Origin of the sequence: Mesorhizobium sp. M1334 (assembly GCF_040317995.1) — a bacterium.
Taxonomy (GTDB): Bacteria; Pseudomonadota; Alphaproteobacteria; order Rhizobiales; family Rhizobiaceae; genus Mesorhizobium.
This window is the reverse complement of record NZ_JAMYLM010000003.1, coordinates 392,107-410,244: the sequence shown is the minus strand read 5'-3', so window position 1 is coordinate 410,244 and position 18,138 is coordinate 392,107. Positions and strand designations below refer to the sequence as shown.

The 18,138-nt window shown below is 62.8% G+C and carries 19 protein-coding genes; 14 read left to right on the top strand and 5 right to left on the bottom strand.

Annotation, left to right across the window (positions count from 1 at the left end; translation table 11 throughout):
• Positions 1-120 precede the first annotated feature (120 nt).
• The gene (locus NKH17_RS09040) at positions 121-897 is read right to left on the bottom strand and encodes a VOC family protein (protein WP_352807350.1); all 777 of its coding nucleotides are present in this window, start codon (positions 895-897) and stop codon (positions 121-123) included.
• Positions 898-1,368: 471 nt separating this feature from the next.
• On the opposite strand from NKH17_RS09040, the gene NKH17_RS09035 reads away from it, so the two are divergent.
• The 5 genes from NKH17_RS09035 (at position 1,369) to NKH17_RS09015 (ending at position 5,578) form a co-directional block, all read left to right on the top strand.
• Complete coding sequence (locus NKH17_RS09035; protein ID WP_352740676.1) at positions 1,369-2,733, top strand: NAD(P)-dependent oxidoreductase; 1,365 nt, start codon at positions 1,369-1,371, stop codon at positions 2,731-2,733.
• Positions 2,734-2,735: 2 nt separating this feature from the next.
• Complete coding sequence (gene preA / locus NKH17_RS09030) at positions 2,736-4,049, top strand: NAD-dependent dihydropyrimidine dehydrogenase subunit PreA (protein ID WP_352644796.1); 1,314 nt, start codon at positions 2,736-2,738, stop codon at positions 4,047-4,049.
• Positions 4,050-4,158: 109 nt separating this feature from the next.
• Positions 4,159-4,677 carry an RrF2 family transcriptional regulator gene (locus NKH17_RS09025; protein ID WP_352644794.1) on the top strand — a complete coding sequence of 173 codons (519 nt, stop codon included), beginning with the start codon at positions 4,159-4,161 and terminating at the stop codon, positions 4,675-4,677.
• 13 nt (positions 4,678-4,690) lie between these two features.
• Positions 4,691-5,149 (top strand): carboxymuconolactone decarboxylase family protein, encoded by a 459-nt coding sequence (locus tag NKH17_RS09020; protein ID WP_352899967.1) that lies wholly within the window; start codon positions 4,691-4,693, stop codon positions 5,147-5,149.
• A gap of 51 nt (positions 5,150-5,200) precedes the next feature.
• On the top strand, positions 5,201-5,578 hold the full coding sequence (locus tag NKH17_RS09015; protein WP_352475415.1) for a DoxX family protein: 378 nt from the start codon (positions 5,201-5,203) through the stop codon (positions 5,576-5,578).
• Between the two features lie 27 nt (positions 5,579-5,605).
• On the opposite strand, the gene NKH17_RS09010 is transcribed toward NKH17_RS09015, so the two are convergent.
• Positions 5,606-6,328: an SDR family oxidoreductase gene (locus NKH17_RS09010; protein WP_352799456.1), complete on the bottom strand. Its 723-nt coding sequence runs from the start codon at positions 6,326-6,328 to the stop codon at positions 5,606-5,608.
• Positions 6,325-7,176 carry an SDR family NAD(P)-dependent oxidoreductase gene (locus NKH17_RS09005; RefSeq protein WP_352899970.1) on the bottom strand — a complete coding sequence of 284 codons (852 nt, stop codon included), beginning with the start codon at positions 7,174-7,176 and terminating at the stop codon, positions 6,325-6,327. Before NKH17_RS09005 ends, NKH17_RS09010 begins: the two co-directional genes overlap by 4 nt.
• Before the next feature lie 105 nt (positions 7,177-7,281).
• On the opposite strand from NKH17_RS09005, the gene NKH17_RS09000 reads away from it, so the two are divergent.
• Positions 7,282-8,154, top strand: a complete 873-nt coding sequence (locus NKH17_RS09000; RefSeq protein WP_352899973.1) for a helix-turn-helix transcriptional regulator — start codon at positions 7,282-7,284, stop codon at positions 8,152-8,154.
• 22 nt (positions 8,155-8,176) lie between these two features.
• Here NKH17_RS09000 and NKH17_RS08995 read toward each other — a convergent pair whose 3' ends face one another.
• Positions 8,177-8,818, bottom strand: a complete 642-nt coding sequence (locus tag NKH17_RS08995; RefSeq protein ID WP_254819042.1) for a TetR family transcriptional regulator C-terminal domain-containing protein — start codon at positions 8,816-8,818, stop codon at positions 8,177-8,179.
• A 243-nt stretch (positions 8,819-9,061) separates the two neighbouring features.
• On the opposite strand from NKH17_RS08995, the gene aptA reads away from it, so the two are divergent.
• The 5 genes from aptA to NKH17_RS08970 all read left to right on the top strand — a co-directional run bounded on the left by aptA (position 9,062) and on the right by NKH17_RS08970 (position 14,248).
• Entirely contained in the window at positions 9,062-10,390 is a 1,329-nt protein-coding gene (gene aptA, locus NKH17_RS08990) for an omega-aminotransferase AptA (protein ID WP_352899976.1), read from the top strand.
• A 71-nt stretch (positions 10,391-10,461) separates the two neighbouring features.
• Complete coding sequence (locus NKH17_RS08985) at positions 10,462-11,712, top strand: Zn-dependent hydrolase (RefSeq protein ID WP_352970593.1); 1,251 nt, start codon at positions 10,462-10,464, stop codon at positions 11,710-11,712.
• A 259-nt stretch (positions 11,713-11,971) separates the two neighbouring features.
• A complete protein-coding gene (locus NKH17_RS08980; RefSeq protein ID WP_352799464.1) occupies positions 11,972-12,337 on the top strand; it encodes an endonuclease domain-containing protein in 366 nt (121 codons plus the stop codon).
• 88 nt (positions 12,338-12,425) lie between these two features.
• Positions 12,426-13,877: a dihydropyrimidinase gene (hydA, locus tag NKH17_RS08975; protein ID WP_352475407.1), complete on the top strand. Its 1,452-nt coding sequence runs from the start codon at positions 12,426-12,428 to the stop codon at positions 13,875-13,877.
• A 29-nt stretch (positions 13,878-13,906) separates the two neighbouring features.
• A complete protein-coding gene (locus NKH17_RS08970) occupies positions 13,907-14,248 on the top strand; it encodes a hypothetical protein (RefSeq protein ID WP_352899982.1) in 342 nt (113 codons plus the stop codon).
• 35 nt (positions 14,249-14,283) lie between these two features.
• Here NKH17_RS08970 and NKH17_RS08965 read toward each other — a convergent pair whose 3' ends face one another.
• Positions 14,284-14,688: a cupin domain-containing protein gene (locus NKH17_RS08965; RefSeq protein ID WP_352505563.1), complete on the bottom strand. Its 405-nt coding sequence runs from the start codon at positions 14,686-14,688 to the stop codon at positions 14,284-14,286.
• Positions 14,689-14,834: 146 nt separating this feature from the next.
• On the opposite strand from NKH17_RS08965, the gene NKH17_RS08960 reads away from it, so the two are divergent.
• The 3 genes from NKH17_RS08960 to NKH17_RS08950 all read left to right on the top strand — a co-directional run bounded on the left by NKH17_RS08960 (position 14,835) and on the right by NKH17_RS08950 (position 18,114).
• Entirely contained in the window at positions 14,835-15,626 is a 792-nt protein-coding gene (locus NKH17_RS08960; RefSeq protein WP_352453396.1) for an ABC transporter ATP-binding protein, read from the top strand.
• 476 nt (positions 15,627-16,102) lie between these two features.
• Positions 16,103-16,981 carry an ABC transporter permease gene (locus NKH17_RS08955; protein WP_352899986.1) on the top strand — a complete coding sequence of 293 codons (879 nt, stop codon included), beginning with the start codon at positions 16,103-16,105 and terminating at the stop codon, positions 16,979-16,981.
• Positions 16,978-18,114: an ABC transporter permease gene (locus tag NKH17_RS08950; RefSeq protein ID WP_352899989.1), complete on the top strand. Its 1,137-nt coding sequence runs from the start codon at positions 16,978-16,980 to the stop codon at positions 18,112-18,114. Before NKH17_RS08955 ends, NKH17_RS08950 begins: the two co-directional genes overlap by 4 nt.
• Positions 18,115-18,138: the final 24 nt, after the last annotated feature.

The window sequence follows — 18,138 nt, the reverse complement described above, 5'->3', positions numbered from 1 at the left end:
ATGGCCAAAGGCCGGACCATTCACATGATCCGGCCTGCCATCAACTGTCGGTGAGAGAGTCGTGAGGAGTGCTGCAGCCTTGGGGCCGCACGAAGGCGGCCCCGCAATTGGCGCGGCCTGTTACCGCGTCGGTGCCATTAGCGCGAAATGGGCGCCTTGCGGGTCCGTGCACTGCACGATCCAGCTGCCGCCGGGAACCTCCATCGGACCCATGAGGATCTTGCCGCCATTGTCGGTGACACGCTTGGCTGCCGCGTCGATGCCGGGCACGTTGAAATAGAACTGCCAGGCCGGCGCCGGGATCTGCTCGGGCTTGTTCATTATGCCGCCAACGGGCTCGCCGCCGAAGGCGAAAAGCTGGTAGACGCCCATCGGACCCATATCCATGGCGTCGCCCTTCTCCCAGCCGAACTGGCTGGAATAGAAATCGAACGCCGCCTTCCAGTCTGACGTGTAGAGCTCATGCCAGCCGATGTTGCCGGGTGTCGACGATGGCAGCGGCGGCTGGTCGGGGCCGCTGGGCTGCAGGAAGTTGAATATCGCGCCTTGCGGGTCGGCAACGACGGCGAAGCGGCCGACGCCAGGAATGTCGTCGGGCTCGCGGTGAACCACGCCACCAGCCTTCTTGAGGGACGCCGTTGCGGCATCGACGTCCCTGGTGAGGATATAGCCGATCCAGGCCGGTGGCATGCCCATCTTGCGCGCGTCCTCGGGCAGCGTCATCAGCCCGCCGACGCCGCGCTCGCCGACATTCATGACGATATAGCGCGGCATGCCCGAGGCCCCTTCGAAAGGCTGCCCCCTCCAGCCCACCACTGAGGTGTAGAACGCCTCGGCGGCGTCGAGATCGGTGGTCATCAGCTCGTACCAGAAGAAGGGCATCGGGGACTGTGGCATTGTCGTGCTCCTTGCGGTTTGTACATCGATCATGCGCGATCCATTCTAGGACGATCTTCGCGACGAAAATCAGACAGCGGCCAAAAAAAGTTATGGCGCACAGCCCGTGGCCTGCGCGCTTTGTGTTTGGATTGTCCCACAGCGGAGGATCTTCGGTCTATACTCCCGGCTGGAACGCCGGCGGCCTATATCGCTCGTGGCGGCTTAGCCGGCGAGACGTGCATCCGCATGGTTGTTATGCGTTTCTTCCTCGTTCGCGGGGGATGGCATCAAGTGCTCAAGCTTATGCAAGCGCCTAGCGCCGACGAAGCGGCATTTCGGCCTTTCGACAGAGCCATCAGGCAGCTCGAAATATGAGTTTGATTATCATGTTTGTTGAACCGTTCCAGCGGCTTGCGCCGAAAATTGACCAATTGATAAAAAAATAAAACGTGCTAGCCTTCCCCAAAACAAGAACATGGGGAACTGACGATGCCAGAAGGCCAGTTCAAGCAAGGCATTGCCGGCGGGCGACTTTCGCCGGAACAATATGCCGACAATTTTTCCGATCTGCATCCGCCGCTCGATCATCACGAGGCGTTGGTCGAATCCGACCGCTGCTATTTCTGCTACGACGCGCCGTGCATGAATGCGTGCCCGACCTCGATCGACATCCCGCTGTTCATCCGCCAGATCGCGACCGGCAATCCGATCGGCTCGGCCAAGACGATCTTCGACCAGAATATTTTGGGCGGCATGTGCGCCCGCGTCTGCCCGACCGAGACGCTGTGCGAAGAGGTCTGCGTGCGCGAGGTGGCAGAAGGCAAGCCGGTGCAGATTGGTCGCCTTCAGCGCTACGCCACCGATGTCGCGATGGCCGAAAACAAGCAGTTCTACAAACGCTCCGAACCGACCGGCAAGACGGTCGCCGTGGTCGGCGCCGGACCGGCCGGGCTTGCGGCCGCGCATCGGCTTGCCCGTCATGGCCACGACGTGACCATCCTGGAAGCCCGCCCGAAGCCCGGCGGCCTCAATGAGTACGGTATCGCGGCCTATAAGAGCGTCGACAATTTCGCTCAGGCCGAAGTCGACTATGTCACGTCGATCGGCGGCATCGACATCCAGAACGGCAAGGCGCTCGGCCGCGATTACCAGCTGTCGGACCTGATCAGGAATTACGATGCGGTGTTCCTCGGCATGGGGCTTGCCGGCGTCAATGCCTTGCGAGCGGACGGCGAGGAGGCGCAAGGCGTCACCAATGCCGTCGAGTTCATTGCCGAGCTGCGTCAGGCCAGTGATCTGGCCAGCCTGCCGGTCGGACGGCGTGTTGTTGTCATCGGCGGCGGCATGACGGCGATCGACGCGGCGGTGCAATCGAAGCTGCTCGGTGCCGAAGAGGTGACGATCTGCTATCGGCGCGGCCCGGAGCACATGAATGCCTCCGAATTCGAACAGGATCTGGCTGCCGCCAACGGCGTCATCATCCGGCACTGGTTGCAGCCGAAGCGGGTCATTGCCGACGCCGGCAAGGTGTCGGCGATCGAGCTCGAATACACCGCGATGGACGGCGACCGGCTCGTCGGCACCGGCGAGCGGCTGACGCTCGTCGCCGATCAGGTGTTCAAGGCGATCGGCCAGAGCTTTGTCCCGGCTGCGCTCAACGGCAGCGGAGCCTTGCTTGCCCTGGAAGCCGGCCGCATCAAGGTCGACGCGGAAGGGCGCACCTCGCTGGCCAATGTCTGGGCTGGCGGCGACTGCATTTTCGGCGGCGACGACCTGACTGTTTCAGCCGTCGCGCAAGGCCGCGATGCGGCGGAGAGCATTCATCGGGCACTGACCTCGAACGGGAGGGCATAAGCATGGCAGACATCCGCAACAATTTCGTCGGCATCAAGTCGCCGAACCCGTTCTGGCTGGCCTCGGCGCCGCCGACCGACAAGGCTTACAACGTCATCCGCGCCTTCAAGGCGGGCTGGGGCGGCGTGGTGTGGAAGACGCTCGGGGAAGAGGGCCCACCGGTGGTCAATGTCAACGGGCCACGCTATGGCGCGATCTGGGGCGCCGACCGTCGTCTGCTCGGCCTCAACAACATCGAGCTGATCACCGACCGCGACCTGCAGGTCAATCTGCGCGAGATCAAGCAGGTCAAGATGGACTGGCCCGACCGGGCAATAGTCGTCTCGCTGATGGTGCCGTGCGAGGAGCATGCCTGGAAGGCGATCCTGCCGGTGGTCGAGGAGACCGGCGCCGACGGCATCGAACTCAATTTCGGCTGCCCGCATGGCATGTCGGAACGCGGCATGGGTGCGGCGGTCGGCCAGGTGCCGGAATACATCGAAATGGTGGTGCGCTGGTGCAAGGCCAACACCCGCATGCCTGTCATCACCAAGCTGACGCCCAACATCACCGACATACGCAAGCCGGCACGCGCTGCCCTTGCCGGCGGCACCGACGCGGTGTCACTGATCAACACCATCAACTCGATCACCGGCGTCAATCTCGATAGTTTCGCGCCGGAGCCGACGATCGACGGCAAGGGTTCGCATGGCGGCTATTGCGGCCCGGCGGTGAAGCCGATCGCCATGAACATGGTGGCCGAGATCGCGCGCGATCCGGAAACGAAGGGCCTGCCGATCTCCGGCATCGGCGGCATCACCACCTGGCGTGACGCCGCCGAATTCATGGCGCTCGGCGCCGGCAATGTGCAGGTGTGCACGGCGGCGATGACCTATGGCTTCAAGATCGTGCAGGAGATGATCGCCGGCTTGGAAAACTGGATGGACGAGAAGGGCCATGCCTCGCTGGACGACTTCGTCGGCCGCGCCACCCCCAACGTCACCGACTGGCAGTATCTCAACCTCAACTACGTCGCCAAGGCGCATATCGACCAGGACGCCTGCATCAAATGCGGCCGCTGCCACATCGCCTGCGAGGACACCTCGCACCAGGCGATCACCAGCATGGTCGACGGCGTCAGGCATTTCGAGGTGATCGAGGCCGAATGTGTCGGCTGCAATCTCTGTGTCAATGTCTGTCCGGTCGAGAATTGCATCACCATGGAGCCGCTGGCGGCCGGCGTGATCGACCAGCGCACCGGCAGGCCGGTGTCGCCGATCTATGCCAACTGGACGACGCATCCGAACAATCCGATGGCCAAGGTGGCGGCGGAGTAGCGACCAGCGCGTTGTGGGAAAGCGGCACCTGCGGGCGCCGCTTTTTTCAAATAGATATTGCGGATGCTTCTTATCTAGGATAATATATATCCATGAATAGGAGAGCGAAATGAAGCTGGGCGAGGGCGTCGAAGCGGCCATCCACTGCGCCGCCATGCTAGCCGGCATGGAAGGCGCGGCGACTATGCCGGGTGCTGCCATGGCGGAAGCGTTCGGGCTGTCGCCGAGCTATCTGCTTAAGCATCTCAACATGCTGACAACGTCGGGCATTCTGGAATCGGTGCCGGGGCCGTACGGCGGCTACCGGCTGGCGCGGCCGGCGGAACGCATAACGCTGCTCGATATCGTGCTGGCCGTCGAGGGGCGCGAACCGGCCTTCCGCTGCGCCGAAATCCGCCAGCGCGGCCCAGCGAAGCTCGATGCCTCGGTCTATGTCAAACCTTGCGGCATCAACGTAGCCATGCTGAAGGCCGAGCGCGCCTATCGCGCCGCGCTCGCCGACGCCCGGCTGTCCGACATCGTTGCAGAATACACGGCCGATGCCGATCCCCGTTCGATCGCCGCGAACTGCGCCTTCGTCGAGCGCCATCAGCGGCCGCAGAAATCAAGTTCAACCAAGCAAGCATGAAAGGCTACAGACGATGAAACAGAGGCTGCAATTTTTCGGCGCGGCGCCGGAGATCATGAAGGCGGTGTCGGCGCTCAACAAGGCAGTCGACGAATGCGGGCTCGAAAAAAGCCTGTTGCATCTGATCAAGCTCAGGGCGTCGCAGATCAACGGCTGCTCGTATTGCGTCGAGATGCACAGCCGCGAAGCGCGCCGCGACGGCGAAAGCGAACAACGGCTCTATCTCGTCTCCGCCTGGAAGGAGTCGCCGCTGTTTTCCGAGCGTGAACGCGCAGCATTCGCCTGGACCGACGCGCTGACCAGGATCGCCGATAACGATATTTCGGACGAACTCTATGCAAGGACGCTCGAGCATTTCTCGGAAGAGGAACTGGTCAAGCTGTCGGTTGCGCTCGGTATGATCAATACCTGGAACCGGCTTTGCGTTCCGTTCCATGCAATCCATCCGATGCCGGCGGTCAAGGCCGCTTGAGGACAGGCGCGCGGCCTTGCGCCGCGCGCCTCTTTTCCAAGGACCGACAGCATGTTTTCAAGCTTTAATAATGAGATCCTATTCGCCGCCCGCCTGCTGCTTGGCGGCGCCTTTGTCTTTGCCGGCCTACGCAACATTCAGAACGCGGCGTTGGTGAGCCAATTGATGACGACGCGCGGCGTGCCGCAGGCGCGGCTGGTGCTGTGGCTGGGGATCGTCCTGCAGATCATCGCCGGAGCGCTGGTGATCGCAGGCATCTGGACCGCTCTGGCGGCGGCATGCCTGATCCTGTTCCTGATTGTCGCTACGCCGATGTTCCATAACTTCTGGGATCATCAGGGCCCGGAGCGCGCGTCCCGCATCAATGGCTTTGTCGGCAACGTGGCGTTGACCGGAGGATTTCTGGCGCTGATCGCGCAACCGCTTTGACAACGACCGTCGCCTGGGGCAGCCGCTTTACGCCGCATACCGCAAACCTCCGTCGCAGGTCAGGACCTGGCCGGTGACGAAGCTGTTCGAAACCAGGAACGCAATTGCCTCGGCGACGTCCTCGGCGCGGCCGATGCGGCCGACCGGCGTCTTGCCGGCATATTCGGCAAACACCGCCTGCCGATGATCGTCGGGCAAAAAATCCCACCATGGCGTGTCGATGACACCCGGTGCCACGACATTGACGCGTAACGGCTTCAGCTCCATCGCCAGGATCGGAACCACGGTCAGTAGCATGCCGTTGACGGCGGCGATGCCGGCGACGCCGGGCGCCGACAACTGCGCCGACACCGCCGAGATGAAAGTCACCGAACCGCTCTTGTTCAGCGTCGGCAAGGCGGCCTGCAGGCAGGAGAGTTGTGGCCGGACCTTCTCGTCGACGCCACCGCCGATGTCGGTCAGGTCAAGTGTTTCAAACGGGCCGAGCCCCTTGCCGCCGCTAGCGGCCAGCACCAGGTGATCGAAAGGGCCGAGATCGCTGAAGAACCGGCGAACCTCGTCCGGCTTCGCGGCGTCGAAGGCAGCTTTTTCGACCGCACCGCCAAGGCTTTGCCATGCGTTGTCGAGCCTTTCCTGGTTGCGCCCGGTGATCGTCACCTTCATGCCCGGGCCGAGCAGCTTTTTCGCGGTGGCGAGGCCGATGCCGGAGGAGCCGCCGACGACCACGGTGTGATTGGTTTTCTCGATCATGAATTTTCTTTCTTCGATGTTGCGGAGGAGCGTGCGAGCCCGACAAGGCCGAGACTCAATTCGCGCAGCTGCTGCCTCGCCTTCGCCTCATAGGCTTGTGCATCGGCGCGGGATTCTCTTTGGCCGTCGAAATAGAGGCCGCTTCGCCCCTCTAGCGCCGGCGATGTGGCGAGGTTGATGATGGCCTCTGCGCCTGTTTCGACGGAGCTCCTGGGTGTGATGCCCGCCTGCCGCACCATCGTAGTGTTCATGTAGCTTGCCGGATGCAGGCTGTTGACCGTGACGCCGGTGCCGTTCAGCTGCTCCGCCAGATCGATGGTGAACATGATCTGCGCCAGCTTGCTCTGGCAGTAGGCACGGACGCCGTCATAGGAGCGGGTCAGCATGACGTCGTCGAAGTCGATCGCCTGCTGGCCGGCCGAGGCGACGTTGACGATGCGCGCCGGCGCGCTGGACTTGAGCAGCGGCAGCAGCTCCGTGGTGAGCAGGAAGCCGGCGAGATAGTTGACGGCAAAGCGCAACTCATAGCCGTCGGCGCTGACCTGCCGTTTCGCGTTTGGGCCGGCGGTGCCGACGCCGGCATTGTTGATGAGGACATCGAGCCGCTTGGTCCTTGCGCGCACGGCCTCGGCGAGGCGGCGGACTTCCGCCAGGGAGGAGAGGTCGGCGACCAGCAGCTCGGCCTTGCCGCCGGCGGCTTCGATTTCGGCCACGATCGCCTTGCCCCTTGTCGCGTCGCGGCCATGAACCAGGATGCGCGCGCCGCCGGCGCCGAGCCTTTGCGCGACGACGCGGCCGACGCCGTCGGTAGACCCTGTGATGAGGATTGTCTTGTCTTTCAGTTCCATGTTCGGAGCCTCCATCTCATAGCTTTGAGCGGAAAGATGGGGCACCAGCCCCTTGCCAAACAGTTCAAACTTTATCCTGGTATCGGTACTGCTATAATAGCGCCGATGGATTCCACCACGCATTCCGCCGAAGACAGCCGCCGCCGCGAGCTTGGCGCCTTCCTGCGCTCGCGGCGCGAAAGGCTTACGCCTTCGGCCACCGGCATCTCGACAGGGTTGCGCAGGCGCACGCCCGGGCTGCGGCGTGAGGAAGTGGCGATGATCGCCGGCGTCGGCACGACCTGGTACACCTGGCTGGAGCAGGGCCGCGACGTTCGGCCGTCGGCAGAGGTGCTGACCGCGCTCAGCCGGGCGCTGCGCCTGGACGCGGCCGAGCAACGGCATCTGTTCATCCTTGCCGGCCGACCGCAGCCGGAGCGTCGCTTCGACGCGCCGGAAAAAGTCGATAGCCCGTTACTGCACATGCTGCAGAGCCTGATCCTGCAGCCGGCCTATGTCCTTGGGCGGCGCTGGGACGTGCTGGCCTGGAACTCTGCCGCGGCAGCCGTGTTCGGCGACTATCGTCTGCTGGAGGGCGATGCCCGCAACATTGTCCATATGGTGTTCACCAGCCCGCAGCACCGGCGCCTGCTCGTCGACTGGGAGGAACTGGCGCGTGCCGTGCTGGCGTCATTCCGGGCAGAAAGCGCCAGATATGTCGGCGATCCGGATTTCGAGCGGCTGATCGCGCTGATGACGCGCTCGAGCCCGGAGTTTCGCGCCTGGTGGCCGCTACGCGACGTGGCCCGCAACCTATCGGGTGTGAAGCATGTCCGGCACCCGATAGCGGGCGCCATGGCGTTCGAGCATATGAGCCTGTCGATCGACGACGGCTCGGACATGAAGCTGATCGTCTACACGCCGCTCGCCGAGCAAAACTCGATCGCCAAGCTCGAACAACTGCTGGAGACGCTTCCGGCCGAGCGGCGCAGCGCGTGATGCCCATCGCTTCGCTGAAGCCTCAGCCCTTCGGCTTCAGCCCGTCAATGAACAGCTGTTCCAGGAACCTTGCGGCATCCTCGAAGCGGCCGTCGCCGCCGCGGTCGGGGCCGAGCACGGCGCGGACCTGGACGTCGAAATCGGCATAGTGCTGCGTCGTCGCCCAGATCGAGAAGATCAGGTGCCAGGGGTCGGTGCGGGCAATCTTGCCGGCGCGCATCCAGCCCTTAATGACGTTGGCCTTCTCGTCGACCAGTGTCTTCAATTCGCCCTCCAGCATCGGCATGATGCGCGGCGCGCCCTGCAGGATCTCGTTGGCGAACAGCCGGCTCTCGCGCGGGAAATCGCGCGCCATTTCGAGCTTGCGCCTGATATAGCTGCGCAGTTCGGTCAAGGGATCGCCAATGTCGTCGAGTTCGCGCAGCGGCGCCAGCCAGGTGTCGAGAAGCCGCTGCATCAGCGTCTCGTGGATGTCCTCCTTGCGGCGGAAATAATAGAGCAAGTTCGGCTTCGACATGCCGGCGGCTTCGGCGATCTGGTCGATGGTCGAGCCGCGAAAACCGTTGGTGGAGAAGACTTCGAGCGCCGCCTCTAGGATGAGCTCGCGCTTTTCCAGTTGGATGCGGGTGCGGCGAGGAGCGGAGCTTTCGACCGCCCCCGTCACCTCGAAAAACCTTCGTCGCGAGGCGTGTCTGGACCAATTCTCTGGACCAGTTTTTCTCCGCCCTGTGGAGCGCACTTCGAAAGCCGCATTTCCGCTAGTAATCCCTTGACCGCTGATAAGGCGGTGCTAACGTTTGTCCAACCGGTCAAAAATTTGCGTAGCACGAAAACGCAGCAAAGACCAAGGGTTGGAAAGACCAGGCGTTAGCCGCACCGAAACGGGTTACAAGGGGAAGTGTTGGTCATGTCCAACCGGCTGAAAGTCACGCCGAACGATCTCAGCGCATTCTGGATGCCGTTCACGGCAAACCGGCAGTTCAAGCAGGCGCCGCGCATGTTTGTGTCCGCCAAGGACATGCATTACACGACCAGCGACGGGCGCAAGGTTCTCGACGGCACCGCCGGCCTGTGGTGCGTCAATGCCGGCCACTGCCGTCCGAAAATCACCGAGGCGATCCAGAGCCAGGCGGCAGAGCTCGATTATGCGCCGGCGTTCCAGATGGGTCACCCGATCGTGTTCGAGCTTGCAAATCGGCTGGTCGATATCGCGCCGAAGGGCATGGACCATGTGTTCTTCACCAATTCTGGATCGGAATCGGTCGAGACCGCGCTGAAGATGGCCATCGCCTATCACCGCGCAAAAGGCGAGGGCTCGCGCACCCGCCTGATCGGCCGCGAACGCGGCTATCACGGCGTCAATTTCGGCGGCATTTCGGTTGGCGGCATCGTCACAAACCGCAAGATGTTCGGCACGCTGCTCGGCGGCGTCGATCACATGCCACACACGCATCTGCCGGAAAAGAACTCCTTCACCAAGGGCGTACCCGAGCATGGCGCCGAACTGGCGAACGAATTGGAGCGTATCGTCGCCCTGCACGACGCCTCGACAATCGCCGCCGTCATCGTCGAGCCGGTTGCCGGTTCCACCGGCGTCATCCTGCCGCCGAAGGGCTATTTGCAGAAGCTTCGCGAGATCTGCACCAAGCACGGCATCTTGCTGATTTTCGATGAGGTCATCACCGGTTTCGGCCGTCTCGGCACGCCGTTTGCCGCCGACTATTTCGGCGTCACGCCCGATATCATGACCACCGCCAAAGGCGTCTCCAACGGCGTCATCCCGATGGGCGCGGTGTTCGTGAAGAAGGAAATCCACGACGCCTTCATGACCGGGCCCGAGCACATGATCGAGTTCTTCCACGGCTACACCTATTCGGGCAATCCGATCGCCTGCGCCGCGGCGCTGGGCACGCTCGACACCTACAAGGAAGAGGGGCTGCTGACGCGCGGCGAGGAACTGGCGTCGTACTGGGAGGACGCGCTGCATTCGCTGAAGGGCGAGCCGAACGTCATCGACATCCGCAATATCGGCCTGATCGGTGCGATCGAACTGGCGCCGATCGCCGGCCAGCCGACGAAACGCGCCTTCTCGGCTTTTGTGAAGGCGTTCGAGCGCGGTGCATTGATCCGAACCACCGGCGACATCATCGCGCTGTCACCGCCGCTGATCATCACCAAAGGCCAGATCAACGAATTGATCGACCATGTGCGCGAAGTGCTGAGGGCGGTGGACTAGATACTCCCCAACATGTAGGGGCGACGACGGGAACCGTCGTCCTAATATGAGAGTAAATGAGAGGAACTTGAATGGCCGCCCCCGGCGAGAATCTGCGAATCAATTCAGACCGTTTGTGGGATTCGATAATGGAGATGGCGAAGATCGGCCCCGGCATCGCCGGCGGCAACAATCGCCAGACCGTGACCGACGAGGACGGCGAAGGGCGGCACCTGTTCAAGCGCTGGTGCGATGAGGCGGGGCTCGAAATGGGCGTCGACGAGATGGGCACGATGTTTGCCCGCCGCGAAGGCACCGACCCCAGCCTGCCGCCGGTCTATGTCGGCAGCCATCTCGACACCCAGCCGACCGGCGGCAAGTATGACGGCGTGCTCGGCGTGCTCGGCGGCCTGGAGGTCGTGCGCTCGCTCAACGATCTCGGCATCAAGACCAAGCACCCGATCGTCGTCACCAACTGGACTAACGAGGAAGGCGCCCGCTTTGCGCCGGCGATGATGGCGTCCGGGGTATTCGCCGGCGTGCTCGACCAGGCCGACGTCTATTCACATGTCGACAAGGACGGCAAGAAATTTGGCGAGGAGCTCGAACGCATAGGCTGGAAGGGCACCGAGAAAGTCGGTGAGCGCAAGATCCACGCTTTCTTCGAGCTGCATATCGAGCAGGGCCCGATCCTCGAGGATGAAGGCATCGACATCGGTGTCGTCACCCATGGGCAAGGGTTGAAATGGCTGCAGGTGACGCTGACCGGCAAGGAGGCGCACACCGGCTCGACGCCGATGCCGAAGCGGCGCAATGCCGGGCTCGGCATGGCGCGGGTGATCGAATTGGTGCACGAGATCGCCATGGACTACCAACCCGACGCCGTCGGCGCAGTGGGCCATATGGAGGTCTATCCGAACTCGCGCAACATCATTGCTGGGCGCACCGTCTTCACCATCGACATCCGCTCGCCGGAAAAGGAGGTGCTGGACGCCATGGACGGGCGCATCCGCGAAGAAATCGACACGATCTGTGACGCGCTCGATATCAAATATCAAATCGAGCAGGTCGGCCATTTCGACCCGGTCACCTTCGACGCGGGCTGCGTCAAGGCTGTGCGGGATGCGGCGGAGCGGCTGGGATATACGCATCGCAACATCGTCTCGGGCGCCGGCCATGACGCTTGCTGGATCAACCGTGTTGCGCCCACCGCAATGGTGATGTGCCCCTGTGTCGACGGTCTCAGCCACAACGAGGCCGAGGAAATCACCAAGGAATGGGCAGCGGCCGGCGCCGACGTGCTTTTCCACGCGGTGGTGGACACGGCGGAGATCGTGGGGTGAGAGGTTTGGGCTGGACCAGACGGATTCTTGCGAAGAGGGACCCCCACCCTAACCCTCCCCACAAGGGGGAGGGAACTCCTGTCAGCGCTGATTTGCGGCAAATTACCAACGTTTCCAACGCCAAGGTCGTAAGTCGGATTGCGCGGCAGCATTCCCTCCCCCTTGTGGGGAGGGTTAGGGTGGGGGTCCCTCTTCGCAAAAAATTCATACGCGATTTCTTTGCCTTTGCGGGAAGAGATTGAGGGTGGGGGTACTCGTTTTGGCACCGACCGGTATCGACCCCGCCGCCATCAAACGTGCCAGGGCATTACGCCGAAACATGACGGACGGCGAACGCAAGCTCTGGTCGGAATTGAAAGAGTTCCGTCATCTCTACGGCCTGCATGCCAGGAAGCAGGCGCCGATCGGGCCTTACATTGCGGACTTCGTTCTGCATGAGAAGAACCTCGTCATCGAAGTAGACGGAGAGCATCACTTCACGCCGGAGCAAATGGACAAGGATCGGATACGCGATGCATGGTTTGGCCGGCAGGGCTATCGTGTGCTGCGGTTTTCGACCGGAGATCTGGCGGAATCTTTCGACGGGTGTATCGAAGAGATACTGCGGGAAGTTGGAGTCATGTAGAGGCCATTTAGAGCCCCGTTGGTCCTGACCCACCTGTAACACCGACAAGACGCTCACAAGAAGCGCGAGAGAACAAGGGAACAAGAAAATGACCAAAGTCATCAAGAATGGCACCATCGTCACCGCCGACCGGACGTGGAAGGCCGATGTGCTGTTCAAGCACGGCAAGATCATCGGCATCGGACCGGATCTGCATGGCGACCATGAGTTCGACGCCAGCGGCTGCTATGTGATGCCGGGCGGCATCGATCCGCATACCCATCTCGAAATGCCGTTCATGGGCACCTATTCGGCCGATGACTTCGAATCCGGCACCCGCGCGGCCCTTGCCGGCGGCACGACGATGGTCGTCGATTTCTGCCTGCCGTCGCCGCAGCAATCGCTGCTCGAGGCCCTGCAGATGTGGGACAACAAGACCTCGAAGGCGTCCTGCGATTATTCCTTCCACATGGCGATCACCTGGTGGGGCAAGCAGGTGTTCGACGAAATGGCCACCGTCGTCGACAGGGGCATTACCTCGTTCAAGCATTTCATGGCCTACAAGGGCGCGCTGATGGTCGACGACGACGAGCTCTATTCGTCGTTCCAGCGCTGCGCCGATCTTGGCGCGCTGCCGCTGGTCCATGCCGAGAATGGCGACGTGGTGGCCGCCCTGTCGCAGAAGCTGCTGGCGGCGGGCAACAATGGCCCGGAGGGGCACGCCTATTCGCGCCCGCCGGAAGTGGAAGGCGAGGCGACCAACCGCGCCATCATGATCGCCGACATGGCTGGCGTGCCGCTGTATGTCGTGCATGTCTCCTGCGAGCAGGCGCACGAGGCCATCCGCCGCGCGCGGCAGAAAGGCATGCGGGTGTTCGGCGAGCCCCTGATCCAGCATCTGACGCTGGACGAGAGCGAGTATTTCAACAAGGACTGGGACCATGCGGCACGCCGCGTCATGAGCCCGCCCTTCCGCAACAAATGGCACCAGGATTCGCTGTGGGCCGGCCTGCAGGCCGGGTCCCTGCAAGTGGTGGCGACCGACCATTGTGCCTTCACCACCAAACAGAAGCGCAACGGCGTCGGCGACTTCACCAAGATTCCGAATGGCACCGGCGGGCTCGAGGATCGTTTGCCGGTGCTGTGGACGACCGGCGTCAACACCGGCCGTCTGACGATGAACGAGTTCGTCGCGGTGACCTCGACCAACATCGCCAAGATACTCAACATGTACCCGAAGAAGGGCGCCATCGTCGAAGGCGCGGACGCCGACATCCTCGTCTGGGACCCGAAGCGCAAGAAGAAGATCACGGCCAAGAAGCAGCAGTCGGTGATCGACTACAACGTCTTCGAAGGTTTCGAGGTGACGGGCCTGCCGCGCTTCGTCTTCTCGCGCGGCGAACTGTCGATCGAGGAAAACGAGGTGAAGGCAAAGCCCGGCCATGGCGAGTTCGTCGCTCGCGAGCCGAACGCGGCGGTCAACCGGGCACTGTCGACCTGGAAGGAGATTTCCGCGCCGCGCAAGGTGGAACGTACAGGCATCCCGGCGACGGGCGTCTGAGCTTGGCGAGACACGGTGCGATTATCTCAATGGCTGCGGTGATCCTTGCCGCCGGGCCGGCGGCGACTGACGTCCTTGCCGGTCCCTATGGCAATGAGGTCGGTTGCGCTGGCGTACGGCTCGGTTATCAGGACAGCGACGATTATGTCGTGCTGACCGCCGACGGCGTCGAAACCTATGGCAGCGGCTGCGAGTTCGCACAGCGATTGACGACGATGCCCGGCACCCAGTTGTTGAACTCCACCTGTTTCGCCGAGGGCGAGGAGGGGACGACCACCGATGTCGTCAAGGTCGTCAACAAAGGAGGGGACGGTTTCTTCGTGACCATTCCCGGCCTTGAGGAGATTGGGCCGCTGAAATCATGTTCGTAACGGTGCCGATGACGGCCGCCGCCTCGATGCCGGCTTCAGGCGACCAACCCGTCCAGTTCCGGCAGCAGGACGACGCTTTCCTGTTCGTTGGGATCGGTGCGGGCAATGACCGCCGAGGCGGGGCTGTCGCTCAGATTGGCCGGCAGATGCGGCACGCCGGCCGGAATGTAGAAAAGATCGCCGGCCTTGACCACGATATGCTGTTCAAGCCGGTCGCCATACCAGGTATGGACTTCGCCGGAGAGCACATAGATCGCGGTTTCATGGTTTTCGTGCAAATGCGCCTTGGCGCGGGCACCCGGCGGCATGGTCAGCAGATGCATGCAGATGCCGGACGAGCCGACTGTTTCGGCGGCGATGCCGGCGAAATAACTCAGGCCCTGTTTGCCTTCATAAGAGCTTTCAGGGCGGATAAGATGGCACGTCGGTTTGGGCGACATCGGGGCAACTCCGGGCGTCTATCTGATGGGACAAGGGCGCGTCGATCTGGGGCGAGTAGGACTGGGCGAGTGGAAAGCAACATCGAGGTAAAATCAATGGGATTCCGGCCGGCGCCGCAGTGGCCGGAAGCGACAGGCTACGGCCGATGACGGGAGTATCGCCAGCCGTTGTTTCGGCAAGCAAGCTTGGCCTGACCTTCCAGACCAACGATGGTCCGGTGCAGGCGCTGTCTAATGTCGACCTGACCATCGGCAAGGGCGAATTCGTGTCCTTCATCGGGCCCTCCGGCTGCGGCAAGACAACCTTGCTGCGCGTGATCGCCGATCTGGAGAAGCCGACATCGGGAGCCATCTCCGTCAACGGCATGACGCCCGAGCAGGCGCGCCAGAGCCGCGCCTATGGCTATGTCTTCCAGGCGGCCGCACTTTATCCGTGGCGCACGATCGAGCGCAATGTGGCGCTGCCGCTGGAGATCATGGGCCTGTCCAGGGCGGAGCAGGCGGCGCGTATCAAGCGAACCCTCGACCTCGTCAACCTCAGCGGCTTCGAGAAGAAATACCCCTGGCAGCTCTCGGGCGGCATGCAGCAGCGCGCCTCGATCGCGCGGGCGCTCGCCTTCGACGCCGACCTTTTGTTGATGGACGAGCCGTTCGGCGCGCTCGACGAGATCGTGCGCGATCACCTCAACGAACAGTTGCTGGAGCTTTGGGAACGAACCAACAAGACCATCTGCTTCGTCACGCATTCGATCCCCGAGGCGGTGTATCTGTCGACGCGCATCGTCGTCATGTCGCCGCGCCCGGGGCGTGTCAGCGACGTCATAGAATCGACGCTGCCGAAAAAGCGGCCGCTCGATATCCGCGAGACGCCGGAGTTCCTGGCCATCGCCGCGCGGGTGCGGGACGGGCTGAGGGCGGGGCACAGCTATGATGATTGAGGCGGCGCGGAACGGGCTTGCGCGTTCGACACAGGAGGTGCATCGCCCTCGCGAGGGAGGCGCTAACCGTGAATTCGTCATCCTAGGGCGGAGCCGCCGCGAAGCGGCGTGCGCAGACCCTAGGATCCATGCCGTGACGTCGGCCGAAACGCGCAAGCGGTCGAGAATAAGCGCCGGGCAAGCCACCGCAAGCGCCGTTCCTTCCAGAGAGGGAGCTATTTTCAGCACCGCTTCGGAACGGGAAGGTAACGGCATGGATCCTAGGGTCTGCGCCGCGTCGCTTCGCTCCTCGCTGCGCCCTAGGATGACGAAGGCGTGGTTGGGCGCTCTCTTTACGCACGCCGCTTCGCGGCTGCTCCGCCCTAGGATGACGAAAGAAACGATTGCCGGGGCGAAAGTACCCGGCCTCCGCTTCGCTCCAGCCACCCTCTCCCCGTTGGGGAGAGGAGGGCGCTTACCCGGCGAGGCCTGCTAGAATGGACTCGTTTCGCGACAAGATCGTTCCGGTGACCGCTATCCTCCTGGGCGTTGTCGTCGTCTGGTACGTTATGGCTGTCATCCTCAACACGCCGTTCCAGCGCGATCTCGACCGCCGCGCCAATCAGACACCCGGCGTCGTCGAGTTCATCGGCAAGACGCTGGCGCAGCCGAAGCCGACGCTGCCGGCGCCGCATCAGGTGGCAGTGAATTTTTTCGAAAACACCTTTCTGCGCAGCATCACCTCGAACCGCAGCCTTGTCTACAATGCCTGGGTGACGCTGTCGTCGACGCTGCTCGGCTTTGCCTTCGGCACGGCGCTCGGCATCGTCATCGCCGTCGGCATCGTGCATGTGGCGACGCTCGACCGCAGCCTGATGCCGTGGATCATCGCCTCGCAGACCATTCCGATCCTGGCGGTGGCACCGATGATCATCGTTGTGCTGGCTGCTGTCGGCATCACCGGGCTGATCCCGAAGGCGCTGATCTCGACCTATCTGTCGTTCTTCCCGGTGGCGGTCGGCATGGTGAAGGGGCTTCGCTCGCCCGAGCTTACCCATCTCGACCTGATGCACACCTATAATGCCAGTCCTTCGCAGACCTTCTGGAAATTGCGGGTGCCGGCCTCGGTGCCGTTCCTGTTCACCTCGATGAAGGTGGCGGTGGCCGCCAGCCTGGTCGGCGCCATCGTCGGCGAGCTGCCGACCGGCGCCGTCGCCGGCATCGGCGCCAAACTGCTCGCCGGCGCCTATTACAGCCAGACCATCGACATCTGGTCGGCGCTGGTTGCCGGGTCGGTGGTGGCGGCGCTGCTGGTTATGCTGGTCGGCATTGCCGGGCGCCTTGTCGACCGCGCCATGGGCGGGAGGCCGGCATGAGCTCCATCCTGAGCCTTTCCTCAATCACGCCTCGATCCTGGCAGGGGTATGCCGCGCTTGTCCTGTTTGTCGGCGCGCTGCTTGTTTTGCCGCTCGTCAGTGCTACGCCCGGTTATGGCATAGCGACTACGGTTTCGATTTTCATTCTGCTGCTCGTGGCAATCGAGGCCGACAACTTTCCACCGATGATCGGGGTGGTGTTGCTGTTCCTTGGCGCGCATGGCGCGGCGTGGATGCTGCTCGCCGGCATAACCGGCAATGAGGGCAGCGCTCGCGCATCCTTCTATCTGCTGCTCGCCGCGGCGTGGTTTTTGGCCTGGCGCTGCGTAACCGTGTTGTCGTCGTTTCGCCCGATATCGCGCTGGGCGTCAACCGCCCTGCGCCTGATGATTCCGGCCATCTTCGGCGCCTGGATCTTGATCATCTGGGAAGCGGTGACGCGTGGTGCCGGCATTCCCTTCATCCTGTTGCCGCCGCCAAGCGCCATCGGTGCCCGCATCGTCGGCTCGCTGCCGGTGCTGGGGGCCGATGTCAGGCAGACCATCTTCAAGGCGGTCATCTTCGGCTATGTGGTGGGCAGCAGCGCCGGCTTCCTCGTTGCCATCGCCGCCGACCGCGTGCCGTTCCTGCGGCGCGGGCTTTTGCCGATCGGCAACATGGTATCGGCGCTGCCGATCATCGGCGTCGCGCCGATCATGGTCATGTGGTTCGGCTTCGACTGGCAGTCGAAGGCAGCGGTGGTCATCATCATGACCTTCTTCCCGATGCTGGTGAACACCGTCGCCGGGCTTGCCGCCTCCGGCCATATGGAGCGCGACCTGATGCGCACCTATGCCTCGAGCTATTGGCAGACGCTGTTCAAGCTGCGGCTGCCGGCGGCCGCGCCCTTCATCTTCAATGCGTTGAAGATCAATTCGACGCTGGCGCTGATCGGCGCCATCGTCGCCGAGTTCTTCGGCACCCCGGTGGTCGGCATGGGGTTTCGCATTTCGACGGAAGTCGGCCGGATGAACATCGACATGGTGTGGGCCGAAATCGCAGTTGCAGCACTTGCGGGTTCGGTCTTTTATGGCGTGGTCGCTTTTTTCGAGAGAGCAATCACGTTTTGGCATCCCTCTGTCCGTGGTGGATAGGGGCGGTGGGTTTAGGGCGCTAAC